The 20,939-nt window shown below is 66.1% G+C and carries 17 protein-coding genes and 1 tRNA gene; 11 read left to right on the forward strand and 7 right to left on the reverse strand.

From position 1 onward, the window contains the following. The first annotated feature begins 89 nt into the window (after window positions 1-89). The 3 genes from N415_RS05870 to N415_RS05880 all read left to right on the forward strand — a co-directional run bounded on the left by N415_RS05870 (window position 90) and on the right by N415_RS05880 (window position 3,695). Window positions 90-1,313 carry an Ig-like domain-containing protein gene (locus N415_RS05870; RefSeq protein WP_193376411.1) on the forward strand — a complete coding sequence of 408 codons (1,224 nt, stop codon included), beginning with the start codon at window positions 90-92 and terminating at the stop codon, window positions 1,311-1,313. Window positions 1,314-1,400: 87 nt separating this feature from the next. Then, window positions 1,401-1,691, forward strand: coding sequence for a hypothetical protein (locus N415_RS05875; RefSeq protein ID WP_067155278.1), 291 nt, complete (start codon window positions 1,401-1,403; stop codon window positions 1,689-1,691). 438 nt (window positions 1,692-2,129) lie between these two features. Continuing rightward, window positions 2,130-3,695 carry an exonuclease domain-containing protein gene (locus N415_RS05880; RefSeq protein WP_161630278.1) on the forward strand — a complete coding sequence of 522 codons (1,566 nt, stop codon included), beginning with the start codon at window positions 2,130-2,132 and terminating at the stop codon, window positions 3,693-3,695. Window positions 3,696-3,969: 274 nt separating this feature from the next. Here the strand turns inward: N415_RS05880 and N415_RS31315 are convergent, their stop codons facing one another. The 3 genes from N415_RS31315 to orn form a co-directional block, all read right to left on the reverse strand. Next, complete coding sequence (locus N415_RS31315; RefSeq protein ID WP_152531257.1) at window positions 3,970-4,947, reverse strand: hypothetical protein; 978 nt, start codon at window positions 4,945-4,947, stop codon at window positions 3,970-3,972. A gap of 661 nt (window positions 4,948-5,608) precedes the next feature. After that, window positions 5,609-5,684: transfer RNA gene (locus N415_RS05900), tRNA-His, on the reverse strand. 53 nt (window positions 5,685-5,737) lie between these two features. Beyond that, window positions 5,738-6,385, reverse strand: coding sequence for an oligoribonuclease (gene orn, locus N415_RS05905; RefSeq protein WP_067155274.1), 648 nt, complete (start codon window positions 6,383-6,385; stop codon window positions 5,738-5,740). A gap of 105 nt (window positions 6,386-6,490) precedes the next feature. On the opposite strand from orn, the gene N415_RS05910 reads away from it, so the two are divergent. Beyond that, complete coding sequence (locus tag N415_RS05910; protein WP_068178228.1) at window positions 6,491-8,047, forward strand: helicase HerA-like domain-containing protein; 1,557 nt, start codon at window positions 6,491-6,493, stop codon at window positions 8,045-8,047. Window positions 8,048-8,050: 3 nt separating this feature from the next. Here the strand turns inward: N415_RS05910 and mmaA4 are convergent, their stop codons facing one another. Together mmaA4 and cmrA are read right to left on the reverse strand one after the other, a co-directional pair. Further along, window positions 8,051-8,986: a hydroxymycolate synthase MmaA4 gene (mmaA4, locus tag N415_RS05915; RefSeq protein WP_152531263.1), complete on the reverse strand. Its 936-nt coding sequence runs from the start codon at window positions 8,984-8,986 to the stop codon at window positions 8,051-8,053. 252 nt (window positions 8,987-9,238) lie between these two features. Continuing rightward, window positions 9,239-10,045 (reverse strand): mycolate reductase, encoded by an 807-nt coding sequence (cmrA, locus tag N415_RS05920; RefSeq protein ID WP_068178369.1) that lies wholly within the window; start codon window positions 10,043-10,045, stop codon window positions 9,239-9,241. A 43-nt stretch (window positions 10,046-10,088) separates the two neighbouring features. Here cmrA and N415_RS05925 point away from each other — a divergent pair, with 43 nt between their 5' ends. Beyond that, on the forward strand, window positions 10,089-11,408 hold the full coding sequence (locus N415_RS05925; protein ID WP_068178231.1) for an MFS transporter: 1,320 nt from the start codon (window positions 10,089-10,091) through the stop codon (window positions 11,406-11,408). 2 nt (window positions 11,409-11,410) lie between these two features. Here the strand turns inward: N415_RS05925 and N415_RS05930 are convergent, their stop codons facing one another. Together N415_RS05930 and N415_RS05935 are read right to left on the reverse strand one after the other, a co-directional pair. Further along, complete coding sequence (locus N415_RS05930) at window positions 11,411-12,199, reverse strand: MmpS family transport accessory protein (protein WP_068178372.1); 789 nt, start codon at window positions 12,197-12,199, stop codon at window positions 11,411-11,413. Window positions 12,200-12,266: 67 nt separating this feature from the next. Further along, window positions 12,267-12,914, reverse strand: a complete 648-nt coding sequence (locus tag N415_RS05935; RefSeq protein WP_081665088.1) for a TetR/AcrR family transcriptional regulator — start codon at window positions 12,912-12,914, stop codon at window positions 12,267-12,269. Window positions 12,915-13,022: 108 nt separating this feature from the next. Here N415_RS05935 and N415_RS05940 point away from each other — a divergent pair, with 108 nt between their 5' ends. From N415_RS05940 to N415_RS05965, 6 genes are all read left to right on the forward strand, one after another. After that, window positions 13,023-14,642, forward strand: a complete 1,620-nt coding sequence (locus N415_RS05940; RefSeq protein ID WP_239645459.1) for an AMP-binding protein — start codon at window positions 13,023-13,025, stop codon at window positions 14,640-14,642. 83 nt (window positions 14,643-14,725) lie between these two features. Continuing rightward, window positions 14,726-15,481: a CoA transferase subunit A gene (locus tag N415_RS05945; RefSeq protein WP_068178240.1), complete on the forward strand. Its 756-nt coding sequence runs from the start codon at window positions 14,726-14,728 to the stop codon at window positions 15,479-15,481. Further along, a complete protein-coding gene (locus N415_RS05950) occupies window positions 15,478-16,128 on the forward strand; it encodes a CoA transferase subunit B (protein WP_068178241.1) in 651 nt (216 codons plus the stop codon). The genes N415_RS05945 and N415_RS05950 overlap by 4 nt, the downstream gene beginning before the upstream one ends. Beyond that, on the forward strand, window positions 16,125-17,711 hold the full coding sequence (locus N415_RS05955) for a carboxyl transferase domain-containing protein (protein ID WP_068178244.1): 1,587 nt from the start codon (window positions 16,125-16,127) through the stop codon (window positions 17,709-17,711). The genes N415_RS05950 and N415_RS05955 overlap by 4 nt, the downstream gene beginning before the upstream one ends. 4 nt (window positions 17,712-17,715) lie before the next feature. Continuing rightward, a complete protein-coding gene (locus N415_RS05960) occupies window positions 17,716-19,686 on the forward strand; it encodes an acetyl/propionyl/methylcrotonyl-CoA carboxylase subunit alpha (protein ID WP_068178248.1) in 1,971 nt (656 codons plus the stop codon). Further along, on the forward strand, window positions 19,683-20,858 hold the full coding sequence (locus N415_RS05965; protein ID WP_068178251.1) for an acyl-CoA dehydrogenase family protein: 1,176 nt from the start codon (window positions 19,683-19,685) through the stop codon (window positions 20,856-20,858). Before N415_RS05960 ends, N415_RS05965 begins: the two co-directional genes overlap by 4 nt. Window positions 20,859-20,939 lie beyond the last annotated feature (81 nt).

Consider the following 20,939-nt stretch of genomic DNA (forward strand, 5'->3'; position numbering starts at 1 on the left):
AGGCGGAGTGCGCAATCCGTTCGCATGGCGCATTGTGAGCGGCCAAAAACCCATTACAATGCTTCCACTCTGGTCAGCGGTGACCGAATATGCCGATCGAATTGGAAGGTCGCTCGATGACGCCTTTGCGCAGACGTCGATCATGGGTGGCTGTCGCCATGGTCGTGTTTGCTGTCGTCGCCGTTGCCTGCAGCAGCAGTCACACCGCGGCGCCGGCGAAGGTCATCTTCGACAAGGGCACCCCGTTCGCCGACCTGCTGGTCCCCAAGCTCACCACCTCGGTGACGGACGGCGCCGTCGGCGTCACGGTGGACGCGCCGGTGACGGTCAGCGTTGCCGACGGTGTCATCGGGTCGGTCACGATGGTCAACGAGAACGGCAAGACGGTCAATGGGCAGCTGAGCCCCGACGGGCTGCGCTGGTCGACGACCGACCAACTGGGCTACAACCGGCGCTACACGCTGAACGTGAAGGCGCTGGGCCTCGGTGGGGCCGCGACCCGGCAGATGACCTTCCAGACGAGTTCACCGGCCCACCTGACGATGCCCTACGTGGCGCCGGGCGACGGTGAGGTGGTCGGCATCGGTGAGCCGGTGGCGATCCGCTTCGACGAGAACATCACCAACCGAGCCGCGGCGCAGAAGGCGATCGTCATCACCACCAACCCGCCTGTCGAGGGAGCGTTCTACTGGCTGAACAACCGCGAGGTGCGTTGGCGCCCAGAGCATTTCTGGAAGTCGGGCACCGCCATCGACGTGGCGGTCAACACGTACGGCGTCGATCTGGGCGACGGGATGTTCGGCGAGGACAACGTCAAGACGCACTTCACCATCGGCGACGAGGTGATCTCGACGGCCGACGACAACACCAAGATGGTGACCGTGCGCGTCAACGGCGAAGTCGTCAAGACGATGCCGACCTCGATGGGCAAGGACAGCACGCCCACGGCAAACGGCTTTTACATCGTCGGCGGCCGGTACAAGCACATCATCATGGACTCCTCGACCTACGGCGTGCCGGTCAACTCGCCCAACGGGTATCGCACCGATGTCGAGTGGGCCACGCAGATTTCGTATAGCGGCGTCTTCGTGCATTCCGCCCCCTGGTCGGTCGGCGCCCAGGGCCACACGAACACGAGCCACGGCTGTCTGAACGTGAGCCCGAGCAACGCCGAGTGGTTTTACGACCACAGCAAGAGCGGCGACATCGTCGAGGTGGTCCACACCGTGGGATCGACGCTGCCGGGCACCGAGGGACTGGGCGACTGGAACGTCCCGTGGCCGGTGTGGCAGGCCGGTAACGCCAATACCTAACCTGGCGACCCGTTCCGGCGGCTCGGCAATGCGTCTTTCACGTTTCATTCATTCGTCCGCGACCTGAACGTTGTAGGGTGCCGGGCCATGAGCACCCCTTCTCCCGGGCCCGGTTGGTGGCTGGCGTCGGACGGCAATTGGTACCCGCAGCGTTGGGAGACCACCTTCGTCCATTACACGAACGAGTCTTTGGACGCCGTGATCGAAGAGGCGGCCCGCCAGTCCAAGGTCTACGGAGAACAGGGCTGGGAGATCGTCGGCTCCTCGGTGCAACGGGTCCAGGTCGCCCGCCACTTCAGCGACTACGACAAGGGCGGCGACCACTATTTCGAGTGGAGCATCGTCTGCACGCTGAAACGGCCGCTGGCGCCGGGATAACCGCACCCTTGCCAAAAAAGGCCGGAGGACGAGACGCCCTCCGGCCTGTTGGGGTGGCTGACGGGACTCGAACTCCCCTACGCGGTTGCGCCAGATACGTTGCAGTGCATAAAGCACCAGCAACGGTGCAGCACCATCAATGCATCGCGGTGCTTGCTGAGACATCCTCATGCACGTCGGCGTTGCATCGTTCGTTGGATGAACGAGCAATGCTTACTGGTTGACCCCCCGCCCACAAGATGTGAAGTGGGGCTTCGAGCCCGAGGCCGGGAGAGTCCTGCCATTCTTACCGGCGATGAACCCCTAGCCGATTCCTAACCGAGAACGGGAATTTCGGCACGGGCGGGTCGCTATGGTGCTGCCTGTGACTTCAGCGCGAGGGTGGTACCCGAGGCTATGGGCAGAATTTAGCTGCGGCTCGGCAGGAAATTGCGAACCTTGAGACAACTTCCGCCGCCCGGCTGGTATCAGGACCCGTCTAATCAGCGCATGTGGCGATGGTGGGACGGCCGCGCCTGGACAGCGCATACAGCGCCGATTTCCCCTCCGGTTGCTTATCCACCGTCGAGGAAACGTCGTCCGGCTCCCCAGATCACGACAGCGCGGCTCACGCGCAAGGCAACGGGCTTTCCGGCCGCTCGCACCATTTACACAGCAGTTGACGTTGAGACCACCGGGCTGGACCCGGCCGCGGACAGAATCCTTGAGATCGGCCTAGTCAAGTTCACGGCCGATGGTGTTGTGCTCGATGAGTTCGCGACTCTGGTCGCGTCGCCATTTGTCAAAGACGACGCCGCGGCGATCAATCACATAACCGAGTCTGATCTCCAGGGAGCACCGCGTATTCAAGACGTCCTCTGTGAGGCTTTCGCGTTTATCTCTGGGACGGTGCTCGTCTCCCATAATTTTCAGTTCGAAGGAGGCTTTCTATCGGAGGCGGCCGCGCAAGCGGGAATCACATTGCCTGACGTAATCGGTGTGTGCACCCTGGACGCCTGCCGGCGCCTGCTCGAAGGCAGGTCGTTCAGTCTCGTCGCAATGCACAAGACCGCGACCGGAGAGTTCACGAACTTCAGGCATACAGCACTCGGCGACGCGCGTGCGGTAAAAGAGGTGTTTCACTGGCTAGTCCGCACCGCCCCCACACCGCTGTACCTCAGTTTGCTTCCCCGCGGCGCACCTTCTGATGTCTTCGATATCTGCCAGATCAAATGCCGGCCCGTTGATCTCGCCAGGGCTTCGATGGCCGAACTACTTGCCGCCTATCCGCAATCGCCAAGGCACCGTGCCGGGGATCCGTTTGCGACGACAACTTATGAACGCCTGCTCAGCGGGTGCCTCCTAGACGGCTTGCTCACGATGCAGGAGGTACGCCAGCTAAGCGCCGCGGCTACCTCGACCGGACTCACCGGCACCCAGTTGCGAGAGTTGCACCGCGAGGCGTGGGATGCGACGTTTGCCAACGAGAGGAACACTGCGCTCAAAGATTTGACGCGCTCGAAGCGTCGGGAAATGTACCTGCTGGCCGAGGCTCTTGGGCTTGATGTGCTCGCCGCTGAGATTAGCGAAGTCATCACCCAGCTAGCCGACCCCGAGCCCGCGCCCAACGCCCGATACCTGCGCGGGTTCCGGGTCGCGATCATCGGGGAAGACGCCGTGATGGTCGCCTTGCGCGAACAGGCGGAAGCGTACGGGGCGAAGCTCGCCGTGAACATCACGAAGACCGTGCAGTGGCTCGCAACCTCAACACCCGATGCGACTGATTCTCGACACGTCACAGCGCGTCGCCTCGGCATCCCGATACTCGACGCAGACGGCGCTTCAGTCCGGCTTAACGAAGCGATTCGCGACGCCGAACTTGCTGCGTTCGAACGCCAAAGGGAAATAGACGAATACGCCGAAGTTCGGCGCCGCCGTGCAGCGGAGTCGGATGCCTATTGGCGGCCCACTTGGCGCAGGTCAGAACTCGCTCAACCTGAACTCGCGCGGGGCTTCGAAGGCTGAATCATTCCGGGCTGACGCGTACGTGTTCGGCTCGCTCGACGGGTTATCGCGCAACCCGAACGCGCTCTCGCAGATGCTCACGCGGAGGGCGACGAAGGCGCGCAAGGCGCTCGGGGCAGATTCGTTGCCGGAGATCACGTTGCACGGCCTCCGCCACACTCACGCAACGGTGTTGCTCGAAGCGGAGAGAACCCCAAAGTGGTCCAGGAGCGCCTAGGCCACGCCTCGAGCACGAACACGCCCGCGCGATGCATAGCTGCCAAGAAGGGCATTCTTAGGCGCTGGGCGTGGCTTCGTCGTTGTAGTGCCCATTCATGGTGTCGACAAAGGCGTCACGCTTAGCAAACGCGGCATTTTCGAATCTCTTGCACTTGATGGCGGTGTGCTTTCCCTGTGGAATGGGGCGCCCTCCCGGCAGCATCGCTGCTAAATAGTCGCCCCTCCAGCGCGTGGCACTTTGAACGTATTTGTTCAAGGACTCCCGGTACTCGATAAGTGAGGCTTTGGCTGTAGGGGGCACTATCAAGAGAAACGTTTCGTATGCTATGTGCCAGTCTCGAACCACGGGATCGAGCTTCGAGAGGCTCGCTTCTATTTCGTCGCGTGGCGCCTTGTTGGCGCAGAGGATCCACGTTTTCCGCGTCTCCATAGCTACCAGCCGACCAGCCGCGAGAACTTCCGCGCAACGTTTGAGGGTGTTGGCCCTGATCTCTTGCTGACGGAGTTCGTTGCGGTCTTCGACCGCTTGCTGACGGAGTTCGTTGCGGTCTTCGACCGCTTGCCGACGGAGTTCGTTGCGGTCTTCGACCGCGTGTTCGCGGGCTCTGTTGGCCGCATCTTGATCTTGCTTGTTCTTTCGGCTGGTCGCGGCATAGGTCAGTACGGCAGCGGTCAACGCGCCGATTAATGCAGAAGCCCCGGGCCAGACATGCTCGACAATCTTCGCTATACCGCTGTCGCTGGGCGGTCCCAACTTGTCGATGATGTGCTGAGGAATTGCGACGCTTACGGTGCGGCTATCTGCATTGCTCGGCGGAAGTGTGACAGCGACTGTTTGATCGGAAGGCGTAGTGCTCGTCGTTGCTGAGGCTTTTGTCGTTGTCGCAGGAGTTGAAACCCTTGGCAGGGTAGGCGACACTGAGAAGCCCGACGCCGCGTTGACCACGAACAACGTCGCTGTAACGCAGATCGCGCCAAACCCGACTGCGAGGAGAATATATTTCCAATGGAAAAGTGGTGGCCCGTCTGACATCCGCGACCCTATCGACCAGTTGACGAGAATGGTAGTTAATCAGCAAGACTAACGCAGGCCCGATTGAAGTTGCCGATTCCTATTAGGACGTTTCAATCCTATTCACTCTTGTTACAACGTCTTCACGATGGGGTTGCCGGCAACGGGACAACCATCGGCACAGTTCTGCGCGAGGCACACCGGAAACGTCACGCCGCACAATTTGGCTGCGTTGGTGAGGCTGCACCGGGTGCAGCTGGATTGTGGACGCGGCCCGCATGACTCGATGCGGGGGGAGGTTCAGCGTGAGTCCAAAGAAGGCCTGGCTACTCGCCGGATTCTCGGATGTTGGCATGTCTTCGCCCAACGATTTCCGAACTGCCATCGACCGCCAGACCTCTCGCTATCGCGACCCCTTATTGCTCGCGCTCCACATCGTTCGCGGACGACAATAGGAACTGTCGGTGGGCACGACCCGTGCATGGTGCTTCCGCTGGCGTACACCTGATGCCCTCGGGGATTTAGCATGTTCTGAGCCTTGATGGCAGGCCTGGGCCGCATCGTCACTGACTGAGGGAACAGACACGGATTTGTTGACACCTTAGTGCGACCAAGGTTGCAATAGCGTTGCAAAGTGCCCTGGCAAAGTAAGAAGCCGAGGGCGGAAAAACCCCCTGACCAGTGGGGTGGCTGACGGGACTCGAACCCGCGACACCCAGGATCACAACCTGGTGCTCTACCAGCTGAACTACAGCCACCATTGCCGCGAGCCGGCACCCATCATTGGGCCAACGAGCGGCGACCATCGATACTAGCCGCTCGGTGGCTCGGTCTCCGAATCGATCGTTTGAGTTGGATTCTCTCCGTCCTGGAGATCGGCGACCACCATCTCGATTTCGCTGGTAGACGGCCCCGGCAGGGGCACGAATGCGGTCCGCCGGTAGTACTGCAGTTCGCGGATGGATTCGTGGATGTCGGCCAGGGCTCGGTGCGTGAGCCCCTTGGCGGGCTGTCCGTAGTAGATGCGCGGATACCAGCGCCGGCAGAGCTCCTTGATGGAGCTGACGTCGATCATCCGGTAGTGCAGGTAGGAGTCCAGCTTCGGCATGTCGCGGGCGATGAACGAGCGGTCCGTGGCGATCGAGTTGCCCGCCAGCGGCGCCGTCTTGGGTTGCTTGACGTGCGTGGTGATGTAGTCCAACACCATCGCCTCGGCGGTCGCCAGGTCGACGGTGGACGCTTTCACCTCGTCGATGAGCCCCGAGCGCGAATGCATTTCGGCGACCACGTCGATCATCGACGACAGCGCGGCGTCGTCGGCGTGGATCACCACATCGACCCCGTCGCCTAGGACGTTCAGCTCGGCGTCGGTGACCAGCACCGCGATCTCGATCAGCTTGTCCGAGGCCAGGTCCAGCCCCGTCATCTCGCAGTCGATCCACACCAATTCGTCGCGCACAGCGCTCAGCGTATGCGCATTTGAGCTCTGCCTCTGCCGGGGCCTGGGAAGTAGTGTGAGTGTGCCGGACCGGACGGGCGCGACTCGGAAAGAGGGGCGAGCACGATGACCACCGAATCAGCGGCGACACCCGCGCAGCGGATCGCCAGCGGCTACGCCGTCCAAGGCCAGGCTTTGGAATTGGGCACGGTCGTCGTCGACGGTGCGGCGGACCCGACCGCGCAGATTCGCATCCCAATGGTCACCGTCAACCGCCACGGGCTGGTGGCCGGGGCGACGGGAACCGGCAAAACCAAGACGCTGCAGCTGATCGCCGAACAGCTCAGCGCCGCGGGCGTGCCCGTGCTGATGGCCGATGTGAAGGGCGACCTGTCCGGGCTGTCCCGGCCCGGAGAAGCCAACGACAAGACCGCCGCGCGTGCGAAAGACACCGGCGACGACTGGACGGGGACGGCGTTCCCGGTGGAGTTCCTTTCGTTGGGCACCAAGGGAATCGGCGTGCCGATACGAGCGACGGTCGACAGCTTCGGGCCCGTTCTGCTGTCAAAGGTATTGGGGCTCAACGCGACCCAGGAGTCGACCCTCGGGTTGATCTTCCATTGGGCGAAGGGTCGAGACTGGCGGCTGGTCACCACCGACGATCTGCGCGGCGCCATCAGCTACCTGACCAGCGACGCGGGCAAGGAAGACCTGAAGTCCCTGGGCGGCGTGTCGGCGACGACGGCGGGCGTCATCCTGCGGGCGCTGGTGAACCTAGACGCCGAGGGTGGCGACACGTTCTTCGGCGAGCCCAAGCTCGACCCGAACGATCTGCTGCGCGCCGACGGCCAGGGCCAGGGCATCATCTCGCTGCTGGAATTCACCGGTCAGTCGGTGCGTCCCGTCATCTTCTCCACCTTCCTCATGTGGTTGCTCGCCGACCTGTACGCCAAACTCCCTGAGATCGGCGACGTGGACCGGCCCAAGCTCGTCTTCTTCTTCGACGAGGCGCACCTGTTGTTCGCCGACGCGTCCAAGGCGTTCCTCGAGCAGGTCGAACAGACCGTCAAGCTGATCCGCTCCAAGGGTGTCGGTGTCTTTTTCTGCACCCAGCTACCCACCGACATACCCAATGACGTGCTGTCTCAGCTGGGCGCTCGGGTGCAGCACGCGTTGCGGGCGTTCACGCCCGACGATCAGCAGGCTCTGTCCAAGACCGTGCGCACCTATCCGAAAACCGATGTCTACGACCTGGAGTCGGCGCTGACGTCGCTGGGGATCGGCGAGGCCGTCGTGACCGTGCTGTCCGAAAAGGGCGCACCGACCCCCGTCGCGTGGACACGCATGCGGGTACCCCGTTCGTTGATGGCCTCGATCGGCACCGACGCGATCGCCGCCGCGGCCAAAGACAGTGCGCTGCAGGGCAAGTACGGGCAAACGGTTCAACAACCGGCGCAGCACCAGGCCGGTCCGCAAGTTCCGCAAGCCCAGTCCGACTACCCGCCGGTCCCACCGAACGAGCCGATTCCGCCGATGCCGGCTCCCGTGGAGCCGGGGGAACCAAAGGGTCCGGCCATGTGGGAGGAAGTCCTGAAGAACCCGACGGTGAAAAGCGGCATCAACACCGCGATCCGCGAAGCGGTGAAAGCGATCTTCGGCACCGGCGGACGCCGCCGGAAGTAGCGCCTACGGCAAATTCGGCGTTTTATCAGCTGAGGGCGTGACGGCCCCCGGCTTGAGGTGGCTGACCAAAATGCAGTCCAACATCTCCTCGGAGAAGTAATGTTCGCAACCGCGCAGGTACTTCACGTACTGGTTGTAGGTCTCTTCGGAGGTGACCTCAACGGCCTTCTCCTTGTTGGACTCCAGCGCGTCACCCCAGAGATGCAGCGTCCGGATGTAGTGCCGACGCAACGAAACCGGTTCTGGCACAAAAAATCCCGCCTTTTCGGCGTGTTCGACCATCATCGACGTTGACGGCAGCCGCGCACCGGGGAAGATATCGGTGATCATGAACCTGATGAATCGCATCGTCTCGAAGGTCAGCTTCTTGCCGCGGGCGGCCAAGTCGTAGGGGTGGTAGCTGACGTTGCTCTGGATCGTCATCCGACCGTCGTCCGGCATGATGTCGAAGCACCGCTTGAAGAAGTCGCCGTAGTTCTCGTGCCCGAAGTGCTCGAAGGCCTCGATCGATACGATCCGGTCGACGGGCTCGAAAAAGTCTTCCCAATGCTGCAGCCGAACCTCGCGCGACCGAGTGCTGTCGATGGCGCTGAGGGCCTGTTCACAGTGGGCGTGCTGATTGTGGGACAGCGTTAAGCCGATGACGTTGACGTCGAACCTTTCGACGGCGCGCTTCATGGTGGTGCCCCAGCCGCAGCCGATGTCCAGCAGCGTCATCCCCGGCTTGAGGTCCAGCTTGTCGAGGTTGAGGTCAATCTTGGCGAACTGCGCCTCTTCGAGGGTGAGATCCGGCGGCTCGAAGTAGGCGCAGCTATACGTGCGGCTGGGGTCCTGGAACAGCGCGAAGAAGTCGTCTGAGAGGTCGTAGTGTGCCCGGATGTCTTCGGGACGGGTCCGTGTCTTGGTCGGACCGCGCTGCATCTCGGCGATGTTCGTCATCTCCCCCCGAACGAAATGCACTGTCTGTGCAGAATACCCGCGTCGCTCCCCGTATGGGGGGAAGTCTAAGGGGTTCGCCGGGCGTGGCCGGTCGTTCGGCGGATACGGCTTCGGTGACCCCGAACACACGCCCGAGACCGGCGCGCCGCACTCGGGGCGAGAGTTCGGAATGGTTCCGAGCCTGCGCGCCATGGGCGGCGACACAGGGAACCCCTTCGCGACGAACTGGAGAGCCGCCGCCGGAAGTAGCCGCTACCCACCGCCGAGCTTCTTGTAGAAACTGCCCGCGATCGGCGCGACGATTGCGCGAGGGGCGTACCCGCTGGCCACCGACATGGCCTTCGACGTCAGGCCGGGCACCACGCGCATCTTGTTGCGCTCCAACGCATCCAAGGAAATCTGTGCGGTGTGCTCCGTCGAGATCCACAGAAAGTCGGGTACCAGCTTCTCCACCAGGGACCGTTCGGCCTCATCGGGGAGGTCGGTGCGAACCGGCCCCGGCGCCAACAGCGTGACGTGCACACCGGAGTTGCGCAGTTCGCCGCGCAACGATTCGCTGAACGTATTGGCGAACGCCTTGGTGGCCGCATAGGTGGCGTTGTAGGGGATCGGCGAATTGCCCGCCGCCGAACCGGAGATCAGAATGCCGCCGGCCTTGCGCTCGACCATGCCCGGCAGCACCGCCAACGTAAGGTCATGCACGGCAATGGCATTCAGCTGCACCTGCGCCTTTTCGCCCGCGGGGTCGAGGCCCGCAACCGGACCGAACGTCGCCGTGCCCGCGTTGGCGCACAGGATCGAGATGGGCCGGCCGGCGAGCTCGTCGCAAAGTTTCGCCCGTTCCGTCGGATCGGCCAGGTCGGCGGGGCGCACCTCGACGACGACTCCGTACTTGTCGGTCAGCCGGGTGGCCAAGTCGTTGAGCAGGTCCTCGCGGCGCGCGGTCACGATCAGGTTGTGCCCGCGGGCGGCGAGTTCGGTGGCCAGCGCCGCGCCGATGTTTTGCGAAGCCCCGGTGACAACGGCGCGCGCGTCGGGACTGGGAGCTGGGACCGGCATGCGGCCCATGGTAGACAGCCTCGCACCCAATAGAGTGCCGAGCATGAGTCAGCGAGGGCCGGACGTCGTCGGGCCCGTGCCATCGCAGGTGGTGGCGTGGGCGCTGTACGACTGCGGCTCCCTCGGCATGAACGCGATCGTGGCGACCTTCGTCTTCTCGGTCTACCTGACCGGCAGCGTCGGGGCCGGAATGTCCGGTGGCACCTCGCCGGCGAGTTGGCTCGGTCGGTCGCTCGCGGTCGCGGGGTTGACCATCGCGGTGCTGGCGCCGGTCGTGGGGGTGTGGGTGGAGGCCCCGCACCGTCGGCGGGTGGTGCTGACGGTCTTGAGCGGTCTCGCCGTCGCGTCGACCAGTTCGATGTTCTTGATCCGGGACGATCCCAGCTATCTGTGGGCGGGCTTGGTGCTGCTGTCGGCCACGGCCGCGTGCGGTGATCTCGCCGGGGTTCCCTACAACGCCATGCTGCGTCAGGTCTCGACGCCGCAGACGGCGGGGCGCATCTCCGGCTTCGGCGCGGCGTCGGGGTTTACCGGCAGCGTGGTCCTGCTGCTACTGGTCTACTTCGGGTTCATCGCCGGAACCGGCCCGGAGCGCGGGCTGCTGCACCTGCCCGTCCACGACGGGCTCTATGTCCGGGCGGCGATGCTGCTGACCGCGGCGTGGTTCGCCGTGCTGGCGCTACCGCTGCTGTTCGTCGCCCACCGGCTGCCGGACTCCGGCGAAACGTCGCGCCCGGCCAGCGTGCTGGGCGGCTATCGCAAGCTGTGGGCAGAGGTGCGCGCAGAGTGGCGCCGCGACCGCAACCTGGTCTATTTCCTGGGGGCCAGCGCGCTGTTCCGGGACGGGCTGGCGGCCATCTTCGGCTTCGGCGCGGTGCTCGGCGTCAACGTGTACGGCCTGTCCCAGGCCGACGTGCTGGTGTTCGGCGTGGCGGCCAGCGTGGTGGCCGCGATCGGCGCGATGACCGGCGGGTTCGTCGACCACCGGATCGGATCCAAACCGGTGATCGTCGGGTCGCTGGTCGCGCTCATCGCCGTGTCGGCCACCATGATGGCGGTGTCCGGTCCGCACGCGTTCTGGCTCTGCGGACTGCTGCTGGCCATGTTCGTCGGTCCTTCCCTGGCGTCGTCGCGCGCCCTGCTGCTGCAGTTGGCGAAGGACGGCGGGGAGGGCGTCGCCTTCGGCCTCTACACGATGACGGGACGTGCCGTCGCGTTCGTGGCGCCATGGCTGTTCTCCGTCTTCGTCGACGTCTTCGGCGCCGTGCGTGCCGGGATTGCCGGGATCTGTCTGGTGCTGACCGCCGGACTGGTGGCGATGCTGGTGGTTCGGGTTCCGGCGCGCGCCGGCCAGCCCGCGTAGGCCTAGCCGCGCGCGTCGCAGACCGTCAGGCCCACCCCTTCGCGCTGGCTCACCTGAACCCCGGCGACGGTCAGCGAGCAGGTGACGTTGTGGCCGAAGTTGACGACCGTGACGTTCGGCGGGTGCGCCGCCGACTTGGACAGGCTGACCTCTTTGCTCCACGGCAGCGCGACGTTGAACTCGGTCTGCAACATGTCGCCGGTGCCGATGTAGACGATGCTGAGCGCGCGGCCCTCGCCGGTGACGTTATAGACGACGTCTTGCATCTCCACCGGGCCGGTCGTCTCGGGCGGCGCGCCCGACGCCGTCGGCGGCGGCAACGGCCGGAAGGTGCGCGACGGCGGGGTCGTCCGGGTCGACGGGCTCGGCGTCGGCGTTTCCGAGGTCGAACCGGGCATGGCTGGCAGCGGCGGAACAACGGTCTGATTCCTGATCGCGTCGTTGACCAGCACCAGCGCTATCACCAGCGCGACCGCCAACAGCACCGCCACACCGGCGCCGATCCACAACCAGCGCGGCGGCTTCCGGCCCCCCGGCGCCGGGGGCGCGGCCCCCTCGGGCGGTGCCTCACCCGACGGCGGCAGCTCCTGCTGCCAGTAGCCGGGCAACTGTTTGGTGTCGTTCACACCGGAGGTCCATTGCGAGCCATACCCGCCGTAGGTGGGCGCGTAGGGCCCCGCCTGGTCGGCATATGCGGGGTCGACGGGCGGATACGGGTAACCCTGCCGCCCGGCCGGTCCTGACCCCGATAGAGGGGGACTAAACCGCTCGGGTCGACGTGGATCGTTCATGTCCACCTCATGGCTTGCAGGGTACCTGGGCCGGGCGGTTCGGCGGTGAGACTCCGAAGTACGCGACTCAGGGGCAGGAATTGCCAGCACTGAGCGCCGCAACCGTCATCGCCCGCATGACCGCGCGTGACCGCGTCGCGCGAGCCGGTCGCGACCGCGTATCGTCCGCCGACTTCATGCTGTGCGGTGTCGAGTTCAGCAGGCCGAACACCGCGTGGGCCGTCAGCCGGGCGTCAGCCTCGGCCAGCTTGGGATTGAGCTCACGCAGTACACCCACCCAAACCTCGACATATTGACGCTGCGCCTTGCGGACCTGCTTTTCGGCGGCCTCGGGCAGGTGGGCCAGGTCCCGATCCTGGATCCGGATCAGGTCGGGTTCACCGAGGGCGAAGTCGAGGTGGAAGTCGATGAGCTCGTCCAACGCGGCCGTCGCGTCGGCATTGCGGGCTCGCGCGCTGCGGGCGCCGGCGAGCAAGCGGGTGCTGATCCCCACCAGCAACTCGACCAGCATCGACTCCTTGTTGGGGAAGTGGCGATAGATCGCCGGGCCACTGACCCCGGCGGCCGCCCCGATGTCTTCCAGGCGCACCGCGAGGAAGCCGCGCTCGGCGAAGAGCCGTTCGGCGGCCGACAGGAGTTGCAAGCGCCGGTCGGACTTCAACTGGCTCCGGCGATTTGGGGCGTCGGCCTGGCCCTCTGGCGCGGATGCAGTCACGGCGGGCCTCCGTCCGTTCGGTTAATCGTCACTAACTTAGCACGAGCGGCCCGGTTACAGATGTCCGAGAAGGGTTTACGGTTGGTAACCGAACAAGCCGGAGGCGCCGTGGCACACCTTTCATACGACCGGGGGCCGAGCGATCCACCGTTGCTCGAAACGACGATCGGGGCCAACCTCGCCGCCACGGCCGCCGAGCATCCGCAATGCGACGCACTCGTCGACATGGCCGCGGGGCAACGCTGGAGCTACGCCGAGTTGCTGGCCTCCGTGCGCAGGTTGGCAACGGGATTGGTGGGTGCCGGAATTCGCCGGGGCGATCGCGTCGGGATCTGGGCGCCCAACCGGTGGGAGTGGGTGCTCGTCCAGTACGCGACCGCCGAGATCGGCGCGACGCTGGTCACCATCAACCCGGCCTACCAGGAACGCGAATTGCACTATGCGCTAAGGCAATCCGGGGTCGCGATGGTGATCGCCGCCCGCGATTTCAAGACTACCGACTATGCCGCCATGCTGCGCGAGGTGGCTCAGCACTGCCCGGACCTGAGCGACGTGGTGCTCCTGGACGGCGAGCGCTGGGCCGAGCTGGCCGCCACCGATGCCGACCCGACAAGGCTGGCGGACATCGCGGCCGGCCTGGTTTGCCGCGACCCGGTCAACATCCAATACACCTCCGGCACAACGGGATACCCGAAGGCGGCGACGCTGACCCACCGCAGCATCCTGAACAACGGCTACCTGGTCGGCGAGTTGCTCGGGTACACCGCGCGGGATCGGATCTGCATCCCGGTGCCCTTCTATCACTGCTTCGGCATGGTGATGGGCAACCTGGCGGCAACCAGCCACGGCGCGTGCATGGTGATTCCGGCGCCGGGTTTCGACCCCGCCGCTACGCTGCGGGCGGTGCAGGCCGAACGCTGTACCAGCCTCTACGGCGTTCCGACGATGTTCATCGCCGAGCTCGGCCTGCCAGATTTCGACGACTACGAATTGGGCAGCCTGCGCACCGGGATCATGGCCGGCTCGCCGTGCCCGGTCGAGGTGATGCGCAAGGTGATCGAGCGCATGCACATGCCGGGCGTCTCCATCTGCTACGGCATGACCGAAACATCGCCGGTATCAACCCAGACTCGCATCGACGACTCACTGGAACGGCGGGTCGCGACGGTCGGCCGGGTGGGCCCGCATCTGGAGGTCAAGGTGGTGGACGCGACGGGCGGGCACACCGTGCCGCGCGGGGTGGCGGGCGAGTTCTGCACGCGGGGCTATTCGGTGATGGCCGGGTATTGGAACGACCCGGAGCGGACCGCCGAGGTTATCGACGCGGACGGCTGGATGCACACGGGGGACCTGGCCGTGATGGACGAATGCGGCTATGTCCAGATCACCGGTCGCATCAAGGACCTCATCGTCCGCGGCGGGGAGAACATCTCACCGCGCGAGATCGAAGAGTTCCTGTACACCCACCCCGACGTCGTCGACGCCCAGGTCATCGGGGTGCCCGACGAACGGTATGGCGAGGAGGTCATGGCGGTGGTGATGCTGCGCCCTGGAGCGCCGGCGCTGACCATCGAGGGCCTGCGCGACTTCTGCGCCGGGCGGATCGCGCACTTCAAGGTCCCGCGCTACCTGCGGGTCGTCGACGAGTTCCCGATGACCGTCACCGGCAAGGTGCGCAAGACCGAGATGCGCGAGCAGGCGATCGAGTACCTGCGTGACCAGGGCTGAGCGCCCTGGACGCCGCGTGCTCGGCGATGGTATTCTCACGCCAGTTAATGAGGATTAACTGAAATCAGGAGGCTGCTGCGGCGATGGACAAGGTGGTCACCTCACCTACGGCGGCTGCCGACGCCGTGGCCGACATAACCGACGGGTCGTCCTTGGCGGTCGGCGGATTCGGGTTCTGCGGCATCCCGGAGGCGCTGATCTCGGCGCTGGTCGACTCCGGCGTGCGCGACCTGGAGACGGTGTCCAACAATTGCGGCGGTTACGGTGTCGGCCTGGAAGCGCTGTTGCACCACAAGCGAATTCGCCGGGCCGTCGCCTCCTACGTCGGCGACAACAGGGAATTCGCCCGCCAGTTCCTCGCCGGCGAGCTCGAGGTCGAGCTCACCCCGCAGGGCACTCTGGCGGAGCGGCTGCGCGCCGGCGGGATGGGAATCCCGGCCTTCTACACGCCCGCAGGGGTCGGCACCCCGGTCGCCGACGGCGGCTTGCCGTGGCGCTACGACGCTTCGGGTGGGGTGGCCGTGATGTCGCCGCCCAAGGAGACTCGCGAGTTCGACGGCGTCACCTACGTTCTCGAGCGGGCGATCCGCACCGACTTCGCCTTGGTGCACGCGTGGCAGGGCGACCGGCACGGCAACCTCGTCTACCGGGCGGCCGCCGCCAACTTCAATCCCGATTGCGCGACGGCCGGCAGGATCACCATCGCCGAGGTCGAACACCTCGTCGAGCCCGGGGAGATCGACCCGGCCGCGGTGCACACCCCGGGCGTCTTCGTGCACCGGGTCGTCCACGTGCCCAATCCCGCCAAGCCGATCGAGAAGGTCACGGTGCGCCCGTGAGCTGGACGAGGGAGGGCCTGGCCGCGCGGGTGGCCGCCGAATTCGAGGACGGCCAGTACGTCAACCTCGGCATCGGCCTGCCCACTCTGATCCCGAACCACATCCCCGACGGGGTCACGGTCGTCATCCACTCGGAGAACGGGATACTCGGGGTCGGGCCGTATCCCAGGCCCGACGACGTCGACGCGGATCTGATCAACGCGGGCAAGGAAACGGTCACCACGATGCCGGGTGCGGCGTTCTTCGGCTCCTCGACCTCGTTCGGGATCATCCGCGGCGGGCACCTCGACGTCGCGGTGCTCGGCGCCATGCAGGTCTCGGCGACCGGCGACCTGGCCAACTGGATGATTCCGGGAAAGCTGGTCAAGGGCATGGGCGGCGCGATGGACCTGGTGCACGGCGCCCGCAAGGTGATCGTGATGATGGAGCACACCGCCAAGGACGGCAGCCCGAAAGTCGTTGAGCGGTGCACCCTTCCGCTGACCGGCGTCGGCTGCGTCGACCGCATCATCACCGACCTCGCCGTCATCGACGTGCACGACGACGGCCTGCACCTCGTCGAGACCGCCCCCGAGGTCTCGGTCGACGAGGTGATCGCCAAAACCGAACCGCCCCTGACACCGGCGACCACCGGGAGGCCCACATGAGCACCGCCGTCACCACCGCGCCGTCGTTCGCCGACGAGCACCGGCGGCTGGTCGCCGAATTGAACGCCAAGCTGGCCGCCGCCGCGCTGGGCGGCAACGAACGCGCGCGGGAACGCCACGTCAGCCGCGGCAAGCTGCTGCCCCGCGAGCGGGTGGACCGCCTGCTCGACCCCGGCAGCCCGTTTTTGGAGCTGGCCCCGCTGGCGGCCGGCGGCATGTACGACGACGAGTCCCCTGGAGCCGGGATCATCACCGGGATCGGCCGGGTATCCGAGCGCGAGTGCGTGATCGTCGCCAACGACGCGACCGTCAAGGGCGGCACCTACTACCCGATGACGGTCAAAAAGCACCTGCGCGCGCAGGAAGTCGCGTTGCAGAATCGGCTGCCGTGCATCTACCTGGTCGACTCCGGCGGCGCGTTTCTGCCGCGCCAGGACGAGGTCTTTCCCGACCGCGAGCATTTCGGCCGGATCTTCTACAACCAGGCAACCATGAGCGCCAAGGGGATTCCGCAAGTGGCCGCGGTGTTGGGGTCGTGCACGGCGGGCGGCGCCTATGTGCCGGCGATGAGCGACGAGGCCGTCATCGTGCGTGAGCAGGGCACCATCTTTCTCGGCGGTCCGCCGTTGGTCAAAGCCGCCACCGGTGAGATCGTCTCGGCCGAGGAACTCGGCGGCGGCGACCTGCACTCGCGCGTCTCCGGCGTCACCGACCACCTTGCCGACGACGACGAGGACGCGCTGCGGATCATCCGGTCCATCGCGGCCACCTTCGGGCCGCGCGAGCCCGCCCAGTGGGAGGTGCAACCGTCGGTCGAGCCCAGGCACCCGCAGACGGAGCTCTACGACGTGGTGCCACCGGATCCCCGCGTGCCCTACGACGTGCACGAGGTCATCGTGCGCCTGGTCGACGGCAGCGAATTCAGCGAATTCAAGGCGAATTACGGCAAGACGCTGGTGACGGCCTTCGCGCGCATCCAGGGCCATCCCGTGGGCATCGTCGCCAACAACGGCGTGCTGTTCAGCGAATCGGCTTTGAAGGGCGCGCATTTCATCGAGCTGTGCGACAAGCGCAGGATTCCGCTGCTGTTTCTGCAGAACATCGCCGGGTTCATGGTCGGCCGCGACTACGAGGCCGGCGGCATCGCCAAGCACGGCGCCAAGATGGTCACAGCCGTGGCCTGCGCCCGGGTGCCCAAGCTGACCGTCGTCATCGGCGGCTCCTACGGAGCAGGCAACTACTCGATGTGTGGACGCGCGTATTCACCACGCTTCCTGTGGATGTGGCCCAACGCCCGCATCTCGGTGATGGGCGGCGAGCAGGCCGCGTCGGTGCTGGCGACCGTACGCGGCGAGCAGCTCAGCGCGGCGGGCAAACCGTGGTCGGCCGACGACGAGGAGGCGTTCAAGGCGCCCATCCGGGCGCAGTACGAGGACCAGGGCAACCCCTACTACTCGACGGCGCGATTGTGGGACGACGGCATCATCGACCCGGCCGACACCAGAACGGTTCTCGGGCTTGCCCTTTCGGCGTGCGCCCATGCGCCGCTGGAACCGGTCTCCTACGGCGTATTCCGGATGTGAGGCGATGTTCGACACCGTATTAGTGGCCAACCGCGGCGAGATCGCGGTGCGGGTGATCCGCACGCTGCGCCGGCTCGGCATCCGATCGGTCGCCGTCTACAGCGACCCCGACGCCGCCGCGCGGCACGTGCTCGAGGCCGACACCGCCGTGCGCCTCGGGCCCGCCGCGGCGCGGGAAAGCTACCTGGACATCGACAAGGTCGTCGACGCCGCGGTGCGCACCGGGTCCCAGGCGATCCACCCGGGCTACGGGTTCCTCTCGGAGAACGCGCATTTCGCCGCGGCGTGCGAGCGCGCCGGCGTGGTGTTCCTGGGCCCGCCGCCTCGGGCGATCGAGGTGATGGGCGACAAGATCACCGCGAAGAACGCCGTGGCCGCCTTCGACGTCCCGGTGGTGCCCGGGGTGGCCAAGCCGGGCCTGACCGATGACGATCTCGTCGCCGCCGCCGACGAGATCGGCTATCCGGTGTTGATCAAGCCGTCGGCCGGCGGCGGTGGCAAGGGCATGCGGCTGGTCGAGGGCCCCGCGCGGCTGCGTGAGGCGCTGGTGGGTGCGCGACGGGAGGCCGCCTCCTCGTTCGGCGACGACACGCTGTTCCTGGAGCGGTTTGTGTTGCGGCCCAGGCATATCGAGGTGCAGGTGCTCGCTGACACGCACGGCAACGTGGTTCATCTGGGCGAGCGCGAGTGCAGCCTGCAACGGCGCCACCAGAAGGTCATCGAGGAGGCGCCCTCGCCGCTGCTCGATCCCGCGACACGCGCGCGCATCGGCGCCGCGGCCTGCAACACCGCCCGCAGCGTGGATTACGTCGGCGCCGGGACGGTGGAGTTCATCGTCTCCGCGGAGCGTCCCGACGAGTTCTTCTTCATGGAGATGAACACCCGCCTGCAGGTGGAGCATCCGGTCACCGAGGCGGTCACGGGCCTGGACCTGGTGGAGTGGCAGCTGCGGGTGGCCGCCGGCGAGAAGCTGGGGTTCGCCCAGGACGACATCGAACTGCGCGGGCACGCGATCGAGGCCCGCGTGTACGCCGAGGATCCCGCGCGCGGGTTCCTGCCCACCGGCGGCGAGGTGCTCGCGGTGTCCGAACCGTCGGGTGCCGGCGTGCGGGTGGACTCGTCGCTGCTGGCCGGCACGCGGGTCGGCAGCGACTACGACCCGATGCTGAGCAAGGTCATCGCGCACGGCGACGATCGCGAGGAGGCGCTCGCGAAACTCGATCGGGCACTGGGGCAAACCGTGATCCTCGGCGTGCAGACGAACGTCGAATTCCTCCGCTTCCTGCTGGCCGACGACCGGGTGCGCGCCGGTGATCTGGACACCGCGCTGCTCGACGAGCGGCTGACGGACTTCGCGCCGGCGCCGGCGCCCGACGACGTGCTCGCCGCAGGCGGGCTGTACCGCCAGTGGGTTCTGGCGCGCCGCGGCCGGGGCAACCCGTGGGCGGTGCCGACGGGATGGCGGGTCGGTGGTGGCGCCGCGCCGGTGCGCACCGCGATGCGCACCCCGCTGCGCAGCGAGACGGTGTCGGTGTGGGGAACGCCCGAGGCCGCCCGGGTTCAGGTCGGCGAGGGCGAGATCGTCTCCGCCAGCGCGGAACTCGACGGCGCACGGATGAGCGCGACGCTGGGCGGCCGGCGCCGCGACTACTGGTGGGCCGAGGCCGACCGGCACCTGTGGATCGCCGACGAGCGGGGAACCTGGCACCTGCGCGAGGCCGAGGAGCACAAGATTCACCGCGCGGCGGGCGAGCGGCCGGCCGAGGTCGTCAGCCCCATGCCCGGCAACGTGATCGCCGTGCAGGTCAGCTCCGGCGACGAGGTCTCCGAGGGCGACGTGATCGTCGTCGTCGAGGCGATGAAGATGGAACATTCTCTGCCCGCACCGGTTTCGGGTCGAGCGGAGCTGCTGGTGTCGGTCGGCGATCAGGTGAAAGTCGACCAGGTGCTGGCTCGAATTAAGGACGGATCATGACGACAACAATTACTACGATTTCCGGGGGAACGTTACCCAAGGAATACGAGGACCTTCGCGACACCGTCGCCGACTTCGCGCGGACCGTGGTCGCGCCGGTGTCGGCCAAACACGATGAGGAACACAGCTTCCCGTACGAGGTCGTCGCCAAAATGGCCGAGATGGGCCTGTTCGGGCTGCCCTTCCCGGAGGAGTACGGCGGCATGGGCGGCGACTACTTCGCGCTGGCGCTCGCGCTAGAAGAACTCGGCAAGGTCGACCAGTCGGTGGCCATCACGCTGGAGGCCGGCGTCGGGCTCGGCGCGATGCCGATCTACCGGTTCGGCACCGAGGAGCAGAAGCAGAAATGGCTGCCGGACCTGACCGCCGGCCGGGCGCTGGCGGGTTTCGGGCTGACCGAGCCGGGTGCCGGCTCCGACGCGGGGGCCACCCGCACCACCGCCCGGCTCGACGACGGTGAGTGGGTGATCAACGGCAGCAAGCAATTCATCACCAACTCCGGCACCGACATCACGTCGCTGGTCACCGTCACCGCGGTCACCGGAACGCTCGCGGGTGACAAGAAGGAGATCTCGACGATCATCGTGCCCAGCGGCACACCGGGTTTCACCGTCGAACCGGTCTACAACAAGGTCGGCTGGAACGCGTCGGACACCCACCCGCTGAGCTTCGCCGACGCCCGCGTCCCGGAGGAGAACCTGTTGGGTGCCCGCGGGACCGGCTACGCGAACTTCCTGTCCATTCTGGACGAGGGCCGCATCGCGATCGCCGCGCTGGCGACCGGGGTCGCGCAGGGCTGCGTCGATGAAAGCGTCAAGTACGCCAAGGAACGCCAGTCGTTCGGCCAACCGATCGGCTCGTACCAGGCGATCAGCTTCAAGATCGCCCGGATGGAAGCCCGCGCGCATGTGGCCCGCACGGCGTATTACGAGGCCGCCGCGAAGATGTTGGCGGGCAAGCCCTTCAAGAAGGAGGCGGCGATCGCGAAAATGGTCTCCTCCGAGGCCGCGATGGACAACGCCCGCGACGCCACCCAGATCCACGGCGGCTACGGCTTCATGAACGAATATCCGGTGGCGCGCCACTACCGCGACAGCAAGATCCTCGAGATCGGTGAAGGCACTACGGAAGTGCAGCTGATGCTGATCGCGCGATCGTTGGGGCTGTCGTGACGCGCGCCGGCGACGATGCAGTGGGGGTGCCCCCAGCCGCGCAGCAGCGAGGGGGACGGAGCGACGAGCAGGAGAGGCGCT

It is taken from the genome of Mycobacterium sp. UM_CSW (assembly GCF_000455205.1).
Lineage (GTDB): Bacteria > Actinomycetota > Actinomycetes > Mycobacteriales > Mycobacteriaceae > Mycobacterium.

Bases quoted from the DNA above. Each gene is read 5' to 3' on its own strand.
- N415_RS05870 (WP_193376411.1), top strand. From the start codon at position 90: ATGCCGATCGAATTGGAAGGTCGCTCGATGACGCCTTTGCGCAGACGT.
- N415_RS05875 (WP_067155278.1), top strand. From the start codon at position 1,401: ATGAGCACCCCTTCTCCCGGGCCCGGTTGGTGGCTGGCGTCGGACGGC.
- N415_RS31315 (WP_152531257.1), bottom strand. From the start codon at position 4,947: ATGTCAGACGGGCCACCACTTTTCCATTGGAAATATATTCTCCTCGCA.
- N415_RS05910 (WP_068178228.1), top strand. From the start codon at position 6,491: ATGACCACCGAATCAGCGGCGACACCCGCGCAGCGGATCGCCAGCGGC.
- mmaA4 (WP_152531263.1), bottom strand. From the start codon at position 8,986: ATGACGAACATCGCCGAGATGCAGCGCGGTCCGACCAAGACACGGACC.
- cmrA (WP_068178369.1), bottom strand. From the start codon at position 10,045: ATGCCGGTCCCAGCTCCCAGTCCCGACGCGCGCGCCGTTGTCACCGGG.
- N415_RS05925 (WP_068178231.1), top strand. From the start codon at position 10,089: ATGAGTCAGCGAGGGCCGGACGTCGTCGGGCCCGTGCCATCGCAGGTG.
- N415_RS05930 (WP_068178372.1), bottom strand. From the start codon at position 12,199: ATGAACGATCCACGTCGACCCGAGCGGTTTAGTCCCCCTCTATCGGGG.
- N415_RS05945 (WP_068178240.1), top strand. From the start codon at position 14,726: ATGGACAAGGTGGTCACCTCACCTACGGCGGCTGCCGACGCCGTGGCC.
- N415_RS05955 (WP_068178244.1), top strand. From the start codon at position 16,125: ATGAGCACCGCCGTCACCACCGCGCCGTCGTTCGCCGACGAGCACCGG.
- N415_RS05960 (WP_068178248.1), top strand. From the start codon at position 17,716: ATGTTCGACACCGTATTAGTGGCCAACCGCGGCGAGATCGCGGTGCGG.
- N415_RS05965 (WP_068178251.1), top strand. From the start codon at position 19,683: ATGACGACAACAATTACTACGATTTCCGGGGGAACGTTACCCAAGGAA.